Origin of the sequence: Streptomyces sp. NBC_00376, from assembly GCF_036077095.1 — a bacterium.
Classification (GTDB): domain Bacteria; phylum Actinomycetota; class Actinomycetes; order Streptomycetales; family Streptomycetaceae; genus Streptomyces.
On the sequence record NZ_CP107960.1, the window covers coordinates 7439748 to 7458524 of the forward strand.

An 18777-nucleotide genomic window follows, 5' to 3' on the forward strand; every position below is an offset into this window, starting at 1 on the left:
CATCGGCGGGGAGCCCCTTCACCACAGAACGCCGCGGGACCTACTCGCCCGACAGCACCCCCTGAGCCGCGACCCGCGCCTCCTCGGCGGAGTCCGCCGCACGAGCGGCGGAAGCGGCACGCTCGCACTGAGCGAGCGTGTACTTCGCCAGCGTGGCCCGGACATAAGGAATGGACGCGGCGCCCATCGACAGCGACGTCACACCCAGCCCCGTCAGGACACAGGCCAGCAGCGGATCGGAGGCAGCCTCACCACAGACACCACAGCTCTTGCCCTCGGCGCTGGCCGCCTCGGCCGACAGCGCCACCAGATCGAGCAGCGCGGGCTGCCACGGGTCCTGCAACCGCGACACCGCACCCACCTGACGGTCGGCGGCGAAGGTGTACTGCGCCAGGTCATTGGTCCCCAGTGAAAGGAACTCCACCTCCCGCAGGATCGAACGCGCCCGCAGCGCGGCGGACGGAATCTCCACCATCGCGCCGAACTTCGCCTGCAGACCGGCCTCGCGGCAGGCGTCGGCGAAGGCCTTGGCATCCGCACGGTCCGCCACCATCGGCGCCATGACCTCAAGGTGCACGGGCAGCCCCTGGGCCGCCTTCGACAGCGCGGTCAGCTGGGTACGCAGCACGTCGGGGTGGTCCAGCAGACTCCGCAGCCCGCGCACACCCAGCGCCGGGTTCGGCTCGTCCGCCGGAGTCAGGAAGTCCAGCGGCTTGTCCGCCCCGGCATCCAGCACCCGTACGACGACACGCCCTTCGGGGAACGCCTCCAGCACCGCCCGGTACGCAGCGACCTGCTTCTCCTCGGACGGCGCCTGCTTGCTGTCGTCCAGGAACAGGAACTCGGTACGGAACAGCCCCACGCCCTCCGCACCGGCCTCGACCGCCGCCGGTACGTCGCCGGGCCCGCCGACATTGGCGAGCAGCGGGACCTTGTGACCGTCGGAGGTCGTACCCGGACCCGACGAAGCCGACAGGGCGGCCTTGCGCGCCGCGGCGGCACTCTCCATCTCGGCACGCTTCTCGACGCTCGGCTCGACGAAGATCTCACCGGTGCTGCCGTCCACGGCGATGACCGTGCCCTCGGCCAGCTCACCCGCACCGGGAAGCGCCACCACGGCGGGCACCCCGAGAGCACGGGCCAGGATCGCGCTGTGGCTGGTCGGTCCGCCCTCCTCGGTCACGAAGCCGAGCACCAGAGCCGGGTCGAGCAGCGCCGTGTCCGCGGGCGCCAGGTCCCGCGCGATCAGTACATAGGGCTCGTCGCTGTCCGGCACACCCGGCATCGGCACACCGAGCAGCCGGGCCACGATCCGGTTGCGCACGTCGTCGAGGTCGGCAACGCGCCCCGCCAGGTACTCCCCGGCGTTGGCAAGCAGCGCCCGGTAGGCGGCGAACGCGTCGTAGACGCCGCGCTCGGCGGTGCTGCCGACGGCGATACGCCGCTCCACGTCGGCCATAAGCTCGGGGTCCTGCGCCATCATGGCCTGGGCCTCGAGCACGTGCTGAGCCTCGCCACCGGCCAGGTTGCCGCGTGCGATCAGGTCGGCCGCCACGGCCTCCACAGCCTGCCGAGCACGCCCCTGTTCGCGCTCGGCCTCCTCGGCGGGGATCTGCTTGGCAGGCGGTTCGAGCACCGCCGTACCCATATGACGCACCTCGCCGATCGCCACCCCGTGGCTCACGCCGACGCCTCGCAGCGTTGTCTCCATTTCACCCGTCTCCGGTCGTGCGGTGGTCCGTGCCGCCGCGGTGGTTATCCAGTCGGCTGTCATCGAGCCGAGTTCGTCACTGCCAACCGAACAAGGTGTCGCCGACCTTCACGTCGCCGTCCTCACGGACGTCGGAGAGGGATTCGGCGGTGGCTTCCAGCGCGACGACCGGACACACGGGCGACTTGCCGGCCGCCTCGACGGCCGCGGGGTCCCAGCGCACGATCCCCTGGCCGCGCGTGACCCTGTCCCCCTTGTTCACGAGCAGTTCGAACCCTTCGCCGTTGAGCTGAACGGTGTCGATGCCGAGGTGCGTGAGCACCCCGTGCCCGTTCTCGTCGACGACGACGAAGGCGTGCGGGTGCAGGGAGACAATGATGCCGTCGACCGGCGACACCGCCTCGGACGGCTCACGCACGGGGTCGACGGCGGTTCCAGGACCCACCATCGCGCCGGAGAAGACCGGGTCCGGTACCGCAGCGAGCCCGATGGCACGTCCGGCAAGAGGGGACGTCACAGTGGTCATAGGGAGCCTCCCAGGGGTGGAGCTTGATCGGCGCCGTCACAGCCTGTGGGCGACGGCGTACTGCTCAGCAGCGTAAGTCATAAGAAGTCCCGGTTCCGCCCGAGTCCAGGCGGTTCGCGGCCTTAGAGACGCACCGAGAACGATTTGCCTCGACCCTCGGCGGCCTGTACTGTCGTACTCCTGCCTGACCCCAACGCGACTTTGAGTCGGGGGTCGGCGGCGACTTTTAAGCCCTGACTCTAACCCGGACTCGGCACCTGCATGTCTGCAGGAGCTGGTCAAGGAAAGCGAAAAGGACTGATAGAGTCGGACTCGCCGGAAAGGGAAACGCGAAAGCGAAGAACTGGAAAGTGAAAAGCAGGATCCCGCTTCGACCGGGAATCGGACACGAAAGAGTCTGATAGAGTCGGAAACGCAAGACCGAAGGGAAAAGCCCGGAGGAAAGCCCGAGAGGGTGAGTACAAAGGAAGCGTCCGTTCCTTGAGAACTCAACAGCGTGCCAAAAGTCAACGCCAGATATGTTGATACCCCGGCCTGCTTCGGCAGGTTGGAGGTTCCTTTGAAAGTCCCGCGAGGTCACTGACCTGGTGGGCAATTTACACAGCGAGGACGCTGTGAACGACCGGTCTTATTCCGTCCGGTCGTTCCGCTCTCGTGTTGTGTTGTCCCGATCACGGGAAAACATTCACGGAGAGTTTGATCCTGGCTCAGGACGAACGCTGGCGGCGTGCTTAACACATGCAAGTCGAACGATGAAGCCCTTCGGGGTGGATTAGTGGCGAACGGGTGAGTAACACGTGGGCAATCTGCCCTTCACTCTGGGACAAGCCCTGGAAACGGGGTCTAATACCGGATAACACTCTGTCCCGCATGGGACGGGGTTGAAAGCTCCGGCGGTGAAGGATGAGCCCGCGGCCTATCAGCTTGTTGGTGGGGTGATGGCCTACCAAGGCGACGACGGGTAGCCGGCCTGAGAGGGCGACCGGCCACACTGGGACTGAGACACGGCCCAGACTCCTACGGGAGGCAGCAGTGGGGAATATTGCACAATGGGCGAAAGCCTGATGCAGCGACGCCGCGTGAGGGATGACGGCCTTCGGGTTGTAAACCTCTTTCAGCAGGGAAGAAGCGAGAGTGACGGTACCTGCAGAAGAAGCGCCGGCTAACTACGTGCCAGCAGCCGCGGTAATACGTAGGGCGCAAGCGTTGTCCGGAATTATTGGGCGTAAAGAGCTCGTAGGCGGCTTGTTGCGTCGGTTGTGAAAGCCCGGGGCTTAACCCCGGGTCTGCAGTCGATACGGGCAGGCTAGAGTGTGGTAGGGGAGATCGGAATTCCTGGTGTAGCGGTGAAATGCGCAGATATCAGGAGGAACACCGGTGGCGAAGGCGGATCTCTGGGCCATTACTGACGCTGAGGAGCGAAAGCGTGGGGAGCGAACAGGATTAGATACCCTGGTAGTCCACGCCGTAAACGTTGGGAACTAGGTGTTGGCGACATTCCACGTCGTCGGTGCCGCAGCTAACGCATTAAGTTCCCCGCCTGGGGAGTACGGCCGCAAGGCTAAAACTCAAAGGAATTGACGGGGGCCCGCACAAGCAGCGGAGCATGTGGCTTAATTCGACGCAACGCGAAGAACCTTACCAAGGCTTGACATACACCGGAAAGCATCAGAGATGGTGCCCCCCTTGTGGTCGGTGTACAGGTGGTGCATGGCTGTCGTCAGCTCGTGTCGTGAGATGTTGGGTTAAGTCCCGCAACGAGCGCAACCCTTGTTCTGTGTTGCCAGCATGCCCTTCGGGGTGATGGGGACTCACAGGAGACTGCCGGGGTCAACTCGGAGGAAGGTGGGGACGACGTCAAGTCATCATGCCCCTTATGTCTTGGGCTGCACACGTGCTACAATGGCCGGTACAATGAGCTGCGATGCCGCGAGGCGGAGCGAATCTCAAAAAGCCGGTCTCAGTTCGGATTGGGGTCTGCAACTCGACCCCATGAAGTCGGAGTTGCTAGTAATCGCAGATCAGCATTGCTGCGGTGAATACGTTCCCGGGCCTTGTACACACCGCCCGTCACGTCACGAAAGTCGGTAACACCCGAAGCCGGTGGCCCAACCCCTTGTGGGAGGGAGCTGTCGAAGGTGGGACTGGCGATTGGGACGAAGTCGTAACAAGGTAGCCGTACCGGAAGGTGCGGCTGGATCACCTCCTTTCTAAGGAGCATTTCTTACCGGGCTTGCCTGGTCAGAGGCCACTACGTCGGCAAATGTTCGACGGTGGTTGCTCATGGGTGGAACGTTGACTATTCGGCACGACAGGTTGTTTTTCACTAGTACTGCTTCGGCGTGGAACGTGGGGGACGGCAGGTCGGGTCGGGCACGTTGTTGGGTATCTGAGGGTACGGCCGTGATGGTCGCCTTCAGTTGCCGGCCCCAGTGAACCTGTTCTTCGGAGCGGGGTGATGGGTGGCTGGTCGTTGTTTGAGAACTGCACAGTGGACGCGAGCATCTGTGGCCAAGTTTTTAAGGGCGCACGGTGGATGCCTTGGCACCAGGAACCGATGAAGGACGTGGGAGGCCACGATAGGCCCCGGGGAGCTGTCAACCGAGCTTTGATCCGGGGGTGTCCGAATGGGGAAACCCGGCAGTCGTCATGGGCTGTCACCCGCTGCTGAACACATAGGCAGTGTGGAGGGAACGAGGGGAAGTGAAACATCTCAGTACCCTCAGGAAGAGAAAACAACCGTGATTCCGGGAGTAGTGGCGAGCGAAACCGGATGAGGCCAAACCGTATGCGTGTGATACCCGGCAGGGGTTGCGCATGCGGGGTTGTGGGATCTCTCTTCCACGGTCTGCCGGCCGTGGGACGAGTCAGAAACCGTTGATGTAGGCGAAGGACATGCGAAAGGTCCGGCGTAGAGGGTAAGACCCCCGTAGCTGAAACATTGACGGCTCGTTTGAGAGACACCCAAGTAGCACGGGGCCCGAGAAATCCCGTGTGAATCTGGCGGGACCACCCGCTAAGCCTAAATATTCCCTGGTGACCGATAGCGGATAGTACCGTGAGGGAATGGTGAAAAGTACCGCGGGAGCGGAGTGAAATAGTACCTGAAACCGTGTGCCTACAAGCCGTGGGAGCGTCGCATGCAAGCTTGCTTGCATGTCGTGACTGCGTGCCTTTTGAAGAATGAGCCTGCGAGTTTGCGGTGTGTTGCGAGGTTAACCCGTGTGGGGAAGCCGTAGCGAAAGCGAGTCCGAATAGGGCGTTTCAGTAGCACGCTCAAGACCCGAAGCGGAGTGATCTAGCCATGGGCAGGTTGAAGCGGAGGTAAGACTTCGTGGAGGACCGAACCCACCAGGGTTGAAAACCTGGGGGATGACCTGTGGTTAGGGGTGAAAGGCCAATCAAACTCCGTGATAGCTGGTTCTCCCCGAAATGCATTTAGGTGCAGCGTCGTGTGTTTCTTGCCGGAGGTAGAGCACTGGATAGGCGATGGGCCCTACCGGGTTACTGACCTTAGCCAAACTCCGAATGCCGGTAAGTGAGAGCACGGCAGTGAGACTGTGGGGGATAAGCTCCATGGTCGAGAGGGAAACAGCCCAGAGCATCGACTAAGGCCCCTAAGCGTACGCTAAGTGGGAAAGGATGTGGAGTCGCAGAGACAACCAGGAGGTTGGCTTAGAAGCAGCCACCCTTGAAAGAGTGCGTAATAGCTCACTGGTCAAGTGATTCCGCGCCGACAATGTAGCGGGGCTCAAGCGTACCGCCGAAGTCGTGTCATTCACACATGAAGGGCCAACGCCTGTGTGGATGGGTAGGGGAGCGTCGTGTGCCGGGTGAAGCAGCCGCGGAAGCGAGTTGTGGACGGTTCACGAGTGAGAATGCAGGCATGAGTAGCGATACACACGTGAGAAACGTGTGCGCCGATTGACTAAGGGTTCCTGGGTCAAGCTGATCTGCCCAGGGTAAGTCGGGACCTAAGGCGAGGCCGACAGGCGTAGTCGATGGACAACCGGTTGATATTCCGGTACCCGCTTTGAAACGCCCAATACTGAGCCCATTAATGCTAAGTCCGTGAAGCCGGCCCGATCTCTTCGGAGTTGAGGGTAGTGGTGGAGCCGATGAACCAAGGTGGTAGTAGGTAAGCGATGGGGTGACGCAGGAAGGTAGTCCAGCCCGGGCGGTGGTTGTCCCGGGGTAAGGGTGTAGGACGCACGGTAGGTAAATCCGTCGTGCATATAAGTCTGAGACCTGATGCCGAGCCGATTGTGGTGAAGTGGATGATCCTATGCTGTCGAGAAAAGCCTCTAGCGAGTTTCATGGCGGCCCGTACCCTAAACCGACTCAGGTGGTCAGGTAGAGAATACCGAGGCGTTCGGGTGAACTATGGTTAAGGAACTCGGCAAAATGCCCCCGTAACTTCGGGAGAAGGGGGGCCATCACTGGTGAGGAGACTTGCTCTCCGAGCTGGGGGTGGCCGCAGAGACCAGCGAGAAGCGACTGTTTACTAAAAACACAGGTCCGTGCGAAGCCGTAAGGCGATGTATACGGACTGACGCCTGCCCGGTGCTGGAACGTTAAGGGGACCGGTTAGCTGACTTTCGGGTCGGCGAAGCTGAGAACTTAAGCGCCAGTAAACGGCGGTGGTAACTATAACCATCCTAAGGTAGCGAAATTCCTTGTCGGGTAAGTTCCGACCTGCACGAATGGCGTAACGACTTCTCGACTGTCTCAACCATAGGCCCGGTGAAATTGCACTACGAGTAAAGATGCTCGTTTCGCGCAGCAGGACGGAAAGACCCCGGGACCTTTACTACAGTTTGATATTGGTGTTCGGTTCGGCTTGTGTAGGATAGGTGGGAGACTTTGAAGCAGCCACGCCAGTGGTTGTGGAGTCGCCGTTGAAATACCACTCTGGTCGTGCTGGATGTCTAACCTGGGTCCGTGATCCGGATCAGGGACAGTGTCTGATGGGTAGTTTAACTGGGGCGGTTGCCTCCTAAAGAGTAACGGAGGCGCCCAAAGGTTCCCTCAGCCTGGTTGGCAATCAGGTGTTGAGTGTAAGTGCACAAGGGAGCTTGACTGTGAGACCGACGGGTCGAGCAGGGACGAAAGTCGGGACTAGTGATCCGGCAGTGGCTTGTGGAAGCGCTGTCGCTCAACGGATAAAAGGTACCCCGGGGATAACAGGCTGATCTTCCCCAAGAGTCCATATCGACGGGATGGTTTGGCACCTCGATGTCGGCTCGTCGCATCCTGGGGCTGGAGTCGGTCCCAAGGGTTGGGCTGTTCGCCCATTAAAGCGGTACGCGAGCTGGGTTTAGAACGTCGTGAGACAGTTCGGTCCCTATCCGCTGTGCGCGTAGGAATATTGAGAAGGGCTGTCCCTAGTACGAGAGGACCGGGACGGACGAACCTCTGGTGTGCCAGTTGTTCTGCCAAGGGCATGGCTGGTTGGCTACGTTCGGAAAGGATAACCGCTGAAAGCATCTAAGCGGGAAGCCTGCTTCGAGATGAGTATTCCCACCAACTTGATTGGTTAAGGCTCCCAGTAGACGACTGGGTTGATAGGCCAGATGTGGAAGCCCGGTAACGGGTGGAGCTGACTGGTACTAATAGGCCGAGGGCTTGTCCTCAGTTGCTCGCGTCCACTGTGTTAGTTCTGAAATAACGAACGGCCGTGTTGTTCCGGTGTTGTTTATTTCATAGTGTTTCGGTGGTCATTGCGTTAGGGAAACGCCCGGTTACATTCCGAACCCGGAAGCTAAGCCTTTCAGCGCCGATGGTACTGCAGGGGGGACCCTGTGGGAGAGTAGGACGCCGCCGAACTCCTTTTACGGGAAAGCCCCGTGTCCTTGTGGACACGGGGCTTTTCTGCGTTCACGAGGTCCTTGCCTCACCCCTGTGCATCCGCGAGCGGTGGCTGAGGGTAAGGTCAGGGGGCATCATTGGCACTTTCTTCACAGGAGGCCCCCGGGTGGAGGTCCAGGAGACTCGGGTTCAGACGGACCGGGTACTCACCATCCCCAACATCCTCAGCATGGCTCGCCTTGTCGGGGTTCCGCTCTTCCTGTGGCTGATTCTTCGCCCCGTGTTCGGCGGGCCGCAGAGCGACGGCTGGGCCCTGCTGGTGTTGATGCTCAGCGGTATCAGCGATTACCTCGATGGTAAGCTCGCCCGCCGGTGGAACCAGATCAGCAACCTCGGCCGGCTCCTGGATCCTGCTGCGGATCGCCTCTACATCCTTTCGACCCTCGTCGGCCTCACCTGGCGGGAGATCCTCCCGCTGTGGCTGACCGCAGCACTTGTCGCGCGTGAGCTGATGCTCCTCGTGATGGTAGGAATCCTGCGGCGCCACGGCTATCCGCCGCCCCAGGTGAACTTCCTGGGCAAGGCTGCCACGTTCAACCTGATGTACGCGTTCCCCTTGTTGCTGCTCAGCGACGGAAGTGGTTGGCTTGCATCGCTGGCCGCTATTTTCGGATGGGCGTTCGCAGGTTGGGGTACAACGCTCTATTGGTGGGCAGGGATCCTCTACGTGGTTCAGGTCCGCCGGCTCGTCAAGGCGGATGTAGCAGCCGATTGAGCTCGTTGATGCGGTGCCGTGCAGTGTGGCCGGCCCGCCGCTGATGACCCGGATGGTGCCCCGACGGGCGAAGTCGGCTAAACCGTCGTCTCTTCAAGGAGGACGTTTCCGACATGAAGGCCGTCGTGATGGCTGGCGGCGAAGGCACACGCCTTCGCCCCATGACCTCGAGCATGCCCAAGCCGCTTCTGCCCGTCGCCAATCGGCCGATCATGGAGCACGTGCTTCGGCTGTTGAAGCGGCACGGGCTGAATGAGACCGTCGTAACGGTCCAGTTTCTCGCCTCGCTGGTCAAGAACTACTTCGGGGACGGAGAAGAGCTCGGGATGGAGCTCAGCTATGCCAACGAGGAGAAACCTCTCGGTACCGCGGGGAGCGTGAAGAATGCCGAGGAAGCGCTGAAGGACGACACCTTCCTCGTCATTTCCGGTGACGCTCTCACCGATTTCGATCTCAGCGATCTGATCGCCTTCCACAAGGAAAAGGGCGGTCTCGTCACGGTGTGCCTGACCCGTGTGCCGAACCCTCTGGAATTCGGCATCACGATTGTCGACGAGGGCGGCCAGGTCGAACGCTTCCTGGAGAAGCCCACCTGGGGCCAGGTCTTCTCGGACACCGTCAACACCGGCATCTACGTCATGGAGCCCGAGGTATTCGACTATGTCGAGGCCGACGTCTCGGTGGACTGGTCCGGCGATGTCTTCCCGCAGCTCATGAAGGAAGGCAAGCCCATCTACGGCTATGTCGCAGAGGGCTACTGGGAGGACGTCGGCACTCACGAGAGCTACGTGAAGGCACAGGCCGACGTTCTTGAACGCAAGGTCGATGTCGACATCGACGGCTTCGAGATCTCGCCCGGAGTATGGGTGGCGGAAGGCGCGGAGGTACATCCCGACGCTGTTCTGCGCGGACCTCTCTACATCGGGGACTACGCGAAGGTGGAAGCCGGAGCGGAGATTCGCGAGCACACGGTCATCGGATCGAACGTGGTCGTCAAGAGCGGCGCATTCCTGCACAAGGCCGTGGTGCACGACAACGTCTACATCGGGCAGCAGAGCAATTTGCGCGGTTGCGTGATCGGCAAGAACACAGACGTCATGCGGGCGGCCCGCATCGAGGACGGCGCGGTCATCGGGGACGAATGCCTGATCGGTGAGGAGTCGATCATCCAGGGCAATGTCCGCGTCTACCCGTTCAAGACCATCGAGGCCGGCGCCTTCGTCAACACCTCGGTCATCTGGGAATCGCGCGGACAGGCTCATCTCTTCGGCGCCCGAGGTGTGTCCGGGATCCTGAACGTCGAGATCACCCCGGAACTGGCCGTCCGGCTCGCCGGTGCCTACGCCACGACCCTGAAGAAGGGCTCGACGGTCACCACCGCACGTGACCACTCCCGCGGTGCCCGTGCCCTGAAGCGAGCGGTGATCTCGGCCCTTCAGGCCAGCGCCATCGACGTCCGGGACCTGGAGAACGTACCGCTGCCCGTCGCGCGCCAGCAGACCGCCCGGGGCAGCGCCGGCGGGATCATGATCCGTACGTCTCCCGGCGTGCCCGACTCGGTCGACATCATGTTCATCGACGAGCGCGGAGCGGACCTGTCGCAGGCGAGACAGCGGAAACTGGACCGGGTCTACGCACGACAGGAATACCGCCGTGCCTTCCCGGGCGAGATCGGCGATCTGCACTTCCCGTCCAGCGTCTTCGACTCGTACACCGGAGCGCTGCTGCGGAACGTGGACACCGCGGGGATTGCCGATGCGGGTCTCAAGGTGGTCGTCGACGCGTCCAACGGGAGTGCCGGGCTCGTGCTGCCCAGCCTGCTGGGACGCCTCGGTGTCGACGCGTTGACCATCAATCCCGGCCTCGACGAATCACGACCCACCGAGTCCGCCGAGACCCGGCGCTCCGGACTCGTACGGCTCGGCGAGATCGTCTCCTCGGCGCGGGCCGCGTTCGGCGTGCGGTTCGATCCGGTCGGCGAGCGGCTCTCCCTGGTCGACGAGCGGGGCAGGATCGTCGAGGACGACCGGGCGCTCCTCGTGCTGCTCGACCTCGTGGCAGCCGAGCGGCGCAGCGGGCGGGTGGCGTTGCCGGTCACCACGACACGCGTCGCCGAGCAGGTCGCGGCGTACCACGGCACTCAGGTCGAATGGACGACGACATCGCCCGACGATCTGACCCGCGTGGCACGTGAGGAAGGCACCATCTTCGGTGGAGACGGACGCGGGGGCTTCGTCGTTCCCGAATTCAGCAGCGTCTTCGACGGATCGGCTGCGTTCGTCCGGCTCCTCGGCCTGGTGGCCAGGACCCAGCTCACCCTGAGCCAGATCGATGCCCGCATCCCCCGTGCCCATGTCCTGCGCCGCGATCTCGCCACCCCCTGGGCAGTCAAGGGGCTGGTCATGCGGCGGGTCGTGGAGGCCGCCGGTGACCGCAGCGTCGATACGACGGACGGGGTGCGGGTGGTCGAGACCGACGGGCGGTGGGTGATGGTGCTGCCGGACCCGGCCGAAGCGGTCACCCATCTGTGGGCCGAAGGTCCGGACGACGCCTCCGCGCAGGCGCTGCTGGACGAATGGACGGCAGTAGTGGACAGCGCAGGTCAGTGACGGTTCTCCCGGTGTGTCCGGTGGCGCCCGGCGGCGTCAGCGGGCACACCGGTGGGGCCATTCGGCGCTAGCCGTGGCGACGTGCGACGATGTGCGGCATGTCGCAGCAGCCCCCCGATCGGAGTACCGCCTCGCCTCCCGCGCGTCCCGATGCGTCCATGTCGCTGCTGACCAATGTGATGGACCACAGCCTGGACGACGGATACGCCGAGGCCTCGGCGCGTCGCAAGGCCGACGGGACCGCGGGCCTGCCCCGTACGCTCAAGTCGAAACTCGGCCTCGCCGCTTGCCTGGTGCTGGCCGCCCTCGTCGTCACGCTCGGGGCCGCGGAGGCGCGTGTCTCGGCGCCGGTCCTCGCCAAGGAGCGCCAGGAGCTGATCGACCGCATCGACGACGAGACGGCGGCGGCCGACGACCTCGAGTCGCAGGTGGACGAGCTCCGGGACGACGTGGGCCGGCGCCAGCGCAAGGCGCTGGAGAAGCACGGCGGGGACCAGGGGGAACGAGTGGCACTCCTCGCCGGCGCGACCCCCGTGGAGGGGCCCGGCGTGAAGCTCGTCATCGACGACGCCAAGGACACCGACCAGGGCGGCGGCGGACCGCGGGAGACCAGTGGATTCGCCGACACCGGGCGGGTCCGCGACCGGGACCTCCAGCGGGTCGTCAACGGCCTGTGGCAGTCCGGTGCCGAGGCGATCGCGATCAACGGGCAGCGCCTGACAGCCCTGTCGGCGATCCGTGCGGCGGGCGACGCCATACTGGTCGACAACAGACCGCTCGTCCCGCCCTACACGGTGCTGGCGGTGGGGAACGGGAAGCAACTCGGCACCGCGTTCCAGGACAGTGCCGACGGCCAGTATCTTCAGGCGCTCAAGGACACCTTCGACGTCCGGACGAGCCTGTCCGTGCAGCAGAAGGTGAGCCTTCCGGTCGCGCCGAGCCTGATCGTACGTACAGCAGAGCCTTATAAAGCCGCAGACACCGGCAGTGGTGCGGCAGACACAGGGAAGGGCACATCGTGATCGCCGTACTGGGCCTCGTCGTGGGAGTCGTGGTCGGACTGTTGGTCCGGCCCGAGGTGCCGGCGATGGTCGAGCCCTATCTCCCGATCGCCGTCGTGGCTGCCCTCGACGCAGTCTTCGGCGGTCTGCGCGCCATGCTCGACGGGATCTTTGTCGACAAGGTGTTCGTCGTGTCGTTCCTTTCGAACGTCGTGGTCGCCGCGCTGATCGTGTTCCTGGGCGACAAGCTGGGCGTCGGTGCCCAGCTGTCCACCGGTGTGGTGGTCGTGCTCGGGATCCGGATCTTCTCCAACGCCGCGGCCATCCGCCGGCACGTCTTCCGGGCCTGAGGCCGATGAGCAACGAAGAACTTCCCGAGGAGACGGAGCACGCCGCAGAGCGTGCGGCGGGCTCCGCCAATGAGCTCACCGGTCGTCAGCGGCTGATCGCCGGACTCTGGCCGCCGCGGGTGACGCGGGCCCAACTCGTCGTCGCGCTACTGCTGTTCGTCCTCGGTCTCGGCCTGGCCATTCAGGTGCGGTCCAACAGCGACAACAGTGCGCTGCGGGGCGCCCGGCAGGAGGACCTGGTCAGGATCCTCGACGAGCTGGACGACCGGACCCAGCGTCTGGAGGACGAGAAGCAGCGGCTGGACGCTCAGCGCACGGAGCTGGAGAACAGCTCCGACCAGGCCGAGGAGGCGCGTAAGCAGACGGTGGAGAAGGAGCGGCAACTCGGCGTGCTCGCGGGCACCGTGGCGGCACACGGGCCCGGGATCACGCTGACCGTCAACGACCCCGGGAACGGGGTGAAGGCGGACATGCTGCTCGACGCCCTTCAGGAGCTGCGGGCGGCGGGCGCCGAGGCGATCGAGGTCAACGGGGTGCGCGTGGTGGCCAACACGTACTTCTCCGGTGACGGCGGCAACGTCAGGGTTGACGACCATAAGATCACCGCGCCGTACGTCTTCGAGGTGATCGGCAAGCCCCAGGATCTGGAGCCGGCACTGAACATTCCTGGCGGCGTGGTGCAGACGCTGGAGAAGGAGCAGGCCACCGTGCAGGTGGAGCAGGCCGACGACATCGTCGTGGACGCCTTGCGACCGGCGAAGCAGCCTGACTACGCTCGGTCGTCGTCCCCGTGAGGCGGCGGTGCGGAAGGGGCGAAGGAGACGGGCGCAAGGTTGCGGGGGGTCGCCGCATCGTATTGGTGGTGCGTGGTGGAAACTGTCGAGTGGATACGGACGTTGTGAGGATGTCCGGGTCGGCAGGTGTGTTCATTCAGGGTTCGTCCTGCCCCACGGGCGGGTCTATTTCGGTCAAGGGGAATCGCCCGTGAAGTTGTTTGGGAAGTTGTTCGGCAAGAGCGCTCGCGACGAGGCCGCTCGCCATCGCGCGCCGCGCCATGGCCAGGCGGAGGAGCAGGGCACGGAGCGCCCGCTCTTCCGTGATCAGGTGTCGGGTACTGGCAGTGACAATTCGGGAGTATCCGGCGCGTCGTCTGTTGACCCTGCCGGTCCCGGCCGCATAGGTTTCGGGGAATCGTCGACCTCGAGTTCGGGTGGAGAGTTCGCCCCCAGGCAGGAGGGTTCGTCCATGCCGGTCTGTACGAGGTGCGGGCATCGCAATGCCGAGGCCAGCCGTTTCTGCTCCAACTGCGGTGCTCCGCTGAGGGGCGGAGTTCCCGAGCGTGCCTCGGAGACGACGTCGACCATCTCCATCTCCGGTCTCGAGGCGTACGAGGCGGAGGCCACCGGGCAGACGGCTGTGCCGTCCCTCTCGCCCGAGGCTCAGGCCGCCGTGGACGCCCTTCCGCTCGGCTCGGCGCTCCTGGTGGTGCGTCGTGGTCCGAACTCCGGCAGCCGTTTCCTGCTGGACGGTGAGCTGACCACGGCCGGCCGCCACCCGCAGAGCGACATCTTCCTCGACGACGTGACGGTGTCGCGTCGGCACGTGGAGTTCCGCAGGAGCCCCGACGGAAGCTTCACGGTCGGGGACGTGGGCAGCCTCAACGGCACCTACGTCAACCGTGAGCGCATCGACTCCGTCGCCCTGTCCAATGGCGACGAAGTGCAGATCGGTAAGTACCGGCTGGTCTTCTACGCGAGCCAGCGCGGTATCTGACCCGTCAGGGAAGGTCCATGCTGAGAACACCGACGGGCGGTGCCGTGACCGGCACCGCCTCCGCCGACGACCGCCCGATGAGCATCGGCGCGGTGCTCCTGCGGCTGCGGGACGAGTTTCCCGAGGTCACGATCTCCAAGATTCGTTTCCTGGAGGCCGAAGGGCTCGTCGAGCCGCAGCGGACCCCTTCCGGCTATCGCAAGTTCCGCGGCGCCGATGTGGAGCGGCTGGCGCAGGTGCTGCGCATGCAGCGGGACCACTACCTCCCGCTGAAGGTCATCCGCGAACATCTGGATGCCCTCGCCCGTGGTGAACAGGCCGCCCTGCCTTCCGGGGGCGGCCCACGGGACCTGACCGTTGGCTGGGACGCGGAGCCCGGACGGGCCACCGCGGCCCGGATCGGCCGTGCGGAGCTGCTGGCGGCCGCCGAGGTCACCGAGAGCGACCTCGACGAGTGGGAGTCGTACGGACTGGTGGTTCCGACCGCCGAGGGCGGTTACGACGCCGAGATGGTGACCGTGGCCAGGCTTGTGGCGGATCTGGGCAGGTTCGGTCTGGAGCCGCGTCACCTGCGTGCCATGCGGGCCGCTGCGGATCGCGAGGTCGGGCTCATCGAGCAGGTGGTCGCACCCCTGCGGCGGCACCGGAATCCGCAGACCAGAGCCCATGCGGAGGCCACTGCGAAAGAACTCGCGGAGCTGTCCGTGAGGCTTCATTCGGCCCTGGTACAGAGCGCCCTGCACATCCGGCTCCACTGATCGCCAGGCTGCCCGACTACCCAAACCTGCCGGGCACGTCCTAGGGTTGCTGTGTGAACGAGCTCGACGTTGTGGGTGTCCGGGTGGAAATGCCCTCGAACCAACCGATCGTGCTCCTGCGTGAAGTGGGAGGCGACCGGTACCTCCCCATTTGGATCGGTCCTGGTGAGGCGACCGCGATCGCCTTCGCCCAGCAGGGCATGGCTCCGGCCAGGCCGCTGACCCATGATCTCTTCAAGGACGTGCTCGAGGCCGTCGGCCAGGAGCTCACCGAGGTCCGCATCACGGACCTACGGGAAGGGGTCTTCTACGCGGAGCTGGTCTTTGCCAGCGGGGTCGAGGTGAGCGCGCGGCCGTCCGACGCCATAGCGCTCGCGTTGCGCACCGGAACGCCGATCTATGGCAGTGACGGGGTGCTCGACGACGCAGGCATCGCCATCCCGGACGAGCAGGAGGACGAGGTGGAGAAATTCCGCGAGTTCCTCGATCAGATCTCCCCGGAGGATTTCGGCACCAACAGTCAGTGACCGTTCTTCGGGGTTGCCGTCAGCGCATCCGGCAAGCCTTTCCCGCTCGAGAGACACGGGAAACCACCCTCAGGGTGATTATCACTCGGCGTGCCGAGTGTGGCGATCGTTGACGCACCCCGAGTGACTGCCTACCTTCGAGATGGCAGGTCAAGGACGGAGGTCGGCGTGAGAAGCAGCGGCGACGGTACGGCAGCGGGTGGGCCGTATCCGCAGCAGGGGAGTACAGCCGACCACACCATCGTGCAACCGGTTCAACCGGCGGCGGTGGCGGGGGACGGAGTGGCTTCGGCCAACGACATCGGATATCGCGGGCCGACCGCCTGCGCGGCGGCCGGGATCACCTACCGGCAGCTCGACTACTGGGCGCGCACGGGGCTGGTGGAGCCGAGCGTGCGTCCGGCGTACGGCTCCGGCACACAGCGGCTCTACAGCTTCCGGGACGTCGTCCTGCTGAAGATTGTGAAGCGCTTCCTGGACACCGGCGTGGCACTCCAGAACATCCGCACCACGGTGCAGCATCTGCGGGCCCGCGGATTCCAGGACCTCGAGCGGATGACGCTGATGAGCGACGGGGCGACGGTCTACGAGTGCTCCTCGCCCGACGAGGTCGTCAGCCTGCTCCAGGGTGGCCAGGGGGTCTTCGGGATCGCGGTGGGTGTGGTGTGGCAGGACGTGGACGCCGCGCTCTCGCAGCTGCACGGCGAGCGGGTGGACACCGGCGAGACCCTCATCGGGAACAACCCCACCGACGAGCTCGCGCGGCGGCGCAACCGCGCCGGCTGACGCGGCCCGCGGTCCGGGCGCGGCGATTGTCAGTGCCGTAGGGCAGCATCGACGATGTGAGAGCCGCGCCCACCATCCTGCATCTGGACATGGATGCCTTCTACGCCTCCGCCGAGCAGGCGGCCAAGCCCAGCCTGCGCGGCAAGCCGGTCGTGGTGGGCGGGCTCGGGCCGCGCGGAGTCGTCGCCACCGCGTCGTACGAGGCCCGTCGCTTCGGGGTGCACTCGGCGATGCCCACGGCGCAGGCGCGGCGGCTGGCGCCCAACGCGGCCTATCTGGTGCCCCGCTTCCAGCTGTACCGGACCGTCAGCGACCAGGTGATGGAGCTGCTCGCCCGGCTCTCGCCGCTGGTGGAGCCGCTCAGCCTGGACGAGGCCTTCGTGGACCTGGAGGCCGGGGGGACGGCCGACGACGCGGCTTCGGCGCGGGAGATCGGTGAGCAGCTGCGTACGGCCATCAAGGCGGTCACTGGGCTCACCGGCTCGGTCGGGCTCGCCGGTTCCAAGATGCTTGCCAAGATCGCTTCGGAGGAGGCGAAGCCGGACGGCCTGCTGCTCATAGAGCCGGGCACGGAGCGGGCGCTGCTCGCACCCATGACGGTGCGGATCCTCCCCGGGGTCGGGCCGGCGACGGCGGATCATCTGCGCCGTGCGGGGATGACGACGGTCGACGACCTGGTCGAGGCGGGCGAGGACGAGCTCGTACGCCTGCTGGGGAAGGCGCACGGCGGCTCGCTGCACCGCATGGCGTTCGGGTACGACGACCGGCCGGTGGTCGCGGAGCGGGACGCCAAATCGGTGTCCGTCGAGGACACCTTCGACGCCGACCTGCATGACCGGGTGCGGATCAGGACGGAGGTCGAGCGGCTGGCCGACCGGTGCGTCCAGCGCTTGCGGGGCGCGGGGAGGTCCGGGCGCACCGTGGTGCTGAAGGTGCGCCGGTACGACTTCTCGACGCTCACGCGGTCCGAGACGCTCCGTGGGCCCACGGACGACCCCACGGTGGTCCGTGAGGCCGCCGCACGGCTCCTGGAGGCCGTTGACACCACCGGAGGCATCCGGCTCCTGGGAGTGGGCGTGACGGGGCTCGCCGACTACACCCAGGAGGATCTTTTCGCCCAGGCCGCCGGCGAGCGGAACGCGGCCGAGGAAGCCGCCGGTCAGTCGGCCGAGGACTCGGCGGAGGGGGCGGCACCGGCGGGGGACGACGGGGGCGGGCCGCCGGGCGATCCCCGGGCACCGGCCCCGGAGACCGCCGAGCAGCGCGCAGCTCGGCGCTGGCCCGCCGGACACGACGTGCACCACGGGACGTACGGCCATGGCTGGGTGCAGGGCAGTGGTGTCGGCCGGGTGACGGTGCGTTTCGAGGAGCCCGGGTCGGCGCCCGGCCGGGTGCGTACGTTCCGGATCGACGACCCGGAACTGCGGCCCGCCGATCCGCTGCCGTTGGTGAGGGACCCGGTGGACTACTCGTCCTGGCCGGCCAGCCTGCCGAAGTCCCTGTCCGGACCGATCTCCTCGGGCGGGGAGTCCAGACCGTAGTGCCGGTAGAGCTGGAGCTCCTGTTCCGGCGAGAGATGACGGCCTACACCGAAGTCCGGTGCGTCCTTGATGAGCGCACGGTCGAAGGGGATGCGGAGCGTGTCCTCCACGAATTCGCTGGGTTCCAGCGGGACGAACGCGTCCCGGCTGAAGAGTCCGGTACGTACGGCTGCCCACTCGGGCACACCGGTCGCGTCGTCGAGATACACCTCGTCCACGGTCCCGATCTTGGTGCCCTTGCGGTCGAACGCCTTGCGGCCGATCAGGCGGCGCGGATCGATGTCGCTCTGCACGGTCCCTCCCACTGGTCGCGGCTACTCCACAAGCACTACAAAAAGGCAGATCCGGGTGGTTGGCCACTCGAGAAATCAGCCACGAACCCCGCTGGTAGGCTGGTGATGGCTGCTGACCCCGTGCGGGAGAGTCCTCCGGAGTTGATCCGAAGGCGCCGAAGGAGCAAATCCTCCCCGGAATCTCTCAGGCCCCCGTACCGCACGGACGAGGTCACTCTGGAAAGCAGGGCGGGTTTCGTGCGGCCGAGTGCCGGTGCGATTCCCTTCCTCACCGACGGTGAAAGCCGGTACGCCGCAAGGCGCGCCGGTGAAGCTCTCA

Annotated in this window: 13 protein-coding genes, 3 rRNA genes and 1 riboswitch; of the genes, 13 read left to right on the top strand and 3 right to left on the bottom strand. The window is 65.1% G+C overall.

Annotated elements, in window-relative coordinates:
- Nucleotides 1–40: 40 nt before the first annotated feature.
- Both ptsP and OG842_RS33485 read right to left on the bottom strand, forming a co-directional pair.
- Nucleotides 41–1711 (bottom strand): phosphoenolpyruvate--protein phosphotransferase, encoded by a 1671-nt coding sequence (gene ptsP, locus OG842_RS33480; protein ID WP_266735559.1) that lies wholly within the window; start codon nucleotides 1709–1711, stop codon nucleotides 41–43.
- 76 nt (nucleotides 1712–1787) lie between these two features.
- The gene (locus tag OG842_RS33485) at nucleotides 1788–2237 is read right to left on the bottom strand and encodes a PTS sugar transporter subunit IIA (RefSeq protein ID WP_266735557.1); all 450 of its coding nucleotides are present in this window, start codon (nucleotides 2235–2237) and stop codon (nucleotides 1788–1790) included.
- A 684-nt stretch (nucleotides 2238–2921) separates the two neighbouring features.
- Between OG842_RS33485 and OG842_RS33490 the strand changes: the two genes are divergently transcribed.
- The 13 genes from OG842_RS33490 (at nucleotide 2922) to OG842_RS33550 (ending at nucleotide 18165) form a co-directional block, all read left to right on the top strand.
- Nucleotides 2922–4447, top strand: a 16S ribosomal RNA gene (locus tag OG842_RS33490).
- A gap of 299 nt (nucleotides 4448–4746) precedes the next feature.
- Nucleotides 4747–7870: ribosomal RNA gene (locus OG842_RS33495) — 23S ribosomal RNA — on the top strand.
- Nucleotides 7871–7946: 76 nt separating this feature from the next.
- Nucleotides 7947–8063, top strand: a 5S ribosomal RNA gene (gene rrf, locus OG842_RS33500).
- The 16S, 23S and 5S rRNA genes sit together here, the layout of an rRNA operon.
- Before the next feature lie 148 nt (nucleotides 8064–8211).
- Nucleotides 8212–8820 (top strand): CDP-alcohol phosphatidyltransferase family protein, encoded by a 609-nt coding sequence (locus OG842_RS33505; protein WP_266735556.1) that lies wholly within the window; start codon nucleotides 8212–8214, stop codon nucleotides 8818–8820.
- Between the two features lie 113 nt (nucleotides 8821–8933).
- Entirely contained in the window at nucleotides 8934–11429 is a 2496-nt protein-coding gene (locus OG842_RS33510) for a mannose-1-phosphate guanyltransferase (protein ID WP_266735554.1), read from the top strand.
- Between the two features lie 98 nt (nucleotides 11430–11527).
- Nucleotides 11528–12451 carry a DUF881 domain-containing protein gene (locus OG842_RS33515; RefSeq protein WP_266735551.1) on the top strand — a complete coding sequence of 308 codons (924 nt, stop codon included), beginning with the start codon at nucleotides 11528–11530 and terminating at the stop codon, nucleotides 12449–12451.
- Nucleotides 12448–12780, top strand: coding sequence for a small basic family protein (locus OG842_RS33520; RefSeq protein WP_018522495.1), 333 nt, complete (start codon nucleotides 12448–12450; stop codon nucleotides 12778–12780). Before OG842_RS33515 ends, OG842_RS33520 begins: the two co-directional genes overlap by 4 nt.
- Nucleotides 12781–12785: 5 nt before the next feature.
- Nucleotides 12786–13574 carry a DUF881 domain-containing protein gene (locus OG842_RS33525; RefSeq protein ID WP_266735549.1) on the top strand — a complete coding sequence of 263 codons (789 nt, stop codon included), beginning with the start codon at nucleotides 12786–12788 and terminating at the stop codon, nucleotides 13572–13574.
- A gap of 190 nt (nucleotides 13575–13764) precedes the next feature.
- A complete protein-coding gene (locus OG842_RS33530; RefSeq protein ID WP_266735547.1) occupies nucleotides 13765–14553 on the top strand; it encodes an FHA domain-containing protein in 789 nt (262 codons plus the stop codon).
- 17 nt (nucleotides 14554–14570) lie between these two features.
- Entirely contained in the window at nucleotides 14571–15311 is a 741-nt protein-coding gene (gene ftsR / locus OG842_RS33535) for a transcriptional regulator FtsR (RefSeq protein ID WP_266735545.1), read from the top strand.
- A gap of 53 nt (nucleotides 15312–15364) precedes the next feature.
- The gene (locus OG842_RS33540; RefSeq protein WP_006123076.1) at nucleotides 15365–15838 is read left to right on the top strand and encodes a bifunctional nuclease family protein; all 474 of its coding nucleotides are present in this window, start codon (nucleotides 15365–15367) and stop codon (nucleotides 15836–15838) included.
- A 168-nt stretch (nucleotides 15839–16006) separates the two neighbouring features.
- Nucleotides 16007–16624: a MerR family transcriptional regulator gene (locus tag OG842_RS33545; RefSeq protein ID WP_266735544.1), complete on the top strand. Its 618-nt coding sequence runs from the start codon at nucleotides 16007–16009 to the stop codon at nucleotides 16622–16624.
- A gap of 56 nt (nucleotides 16625–16680) precedes the next feature.
- Entirely contained in the window at nucleotides 16681–18165 is a 1485-nt protein-coding gene (locus OG842_RS33550) for a DNA polymerase IV (protein ID WP_266735543.1), read from the top strand.
- Here OG842_RS33550 and OG842_RS33555 read toward each other — a convergent pair.
- Nucleotides 18090–18458: a PRC-barrel domain-containing protein gene (locus OG842_RS33555; RefSeq protein WP_266735541.1), complete on the bottom strand. Its 369-nt coding sequence runs from the start codon at nucleotides 18456–18458 to the stop codon at nucleotides 18090–18092. The two genes, OG842_RS33550 and OG842_RS33555, sit on opposite strands and share 76 nt — an antisense overlap.
- A gap of 113 nt (nucleotides 18459–18571) precedes the next feature.
- Nucleotides 18572–18668: riboswitch (glycine riboswitch) on the top strand.
- The last annotated feature ends 109 nt before the right edge of the window (nucleotides 18669–18777 follow it).

Bases quoted from the DNA above. Each gene is read 5' to 3' on its own strand.
- ptsP (WP_266735559.1), bottom strand. From the start codon at position 1,711: ATGGAGACAACGCTGCGAGGCGTCGGCGTGAGCCACGGGGTGGCGATC.
- OG842_RS33485 (WP_266735557.1), bottom strand. From the start codon at position 2,237: ATGACCACTGTGACGTCCCCTCTTGCCGGACGTGCCATCGGGCTCGCT.
- OG842_RS33510 (WP_266735554.1), top strand. From the start codon at position 8,934: ATGAAGGCCGTCGTGATGGCTGGCGGCGAAGGCACACGCCTTCGCCCC.
- OG842_RS33515 (WP_266735551.1), top strand. From the start codon at position 11,528: ATGTCGCAGCAGCCCCCCGATCGGAGTACCGCCTCGCCTCCCGCGCGT.
- OG842_RS33525 (WP_266735549.1), top strand. From the start codon at position 12,786: ATGAGCAACGAAGAACTTCCCGAGGAGACGGAGCACGCCGCAGAGCGT.
- ftsR (WP_266735545.1), top strand. From the start codon at position 14,571: ATGCTGAGAACACCGACGGGCGGTGCCGTGACCGGCACCGCCTCCGCC.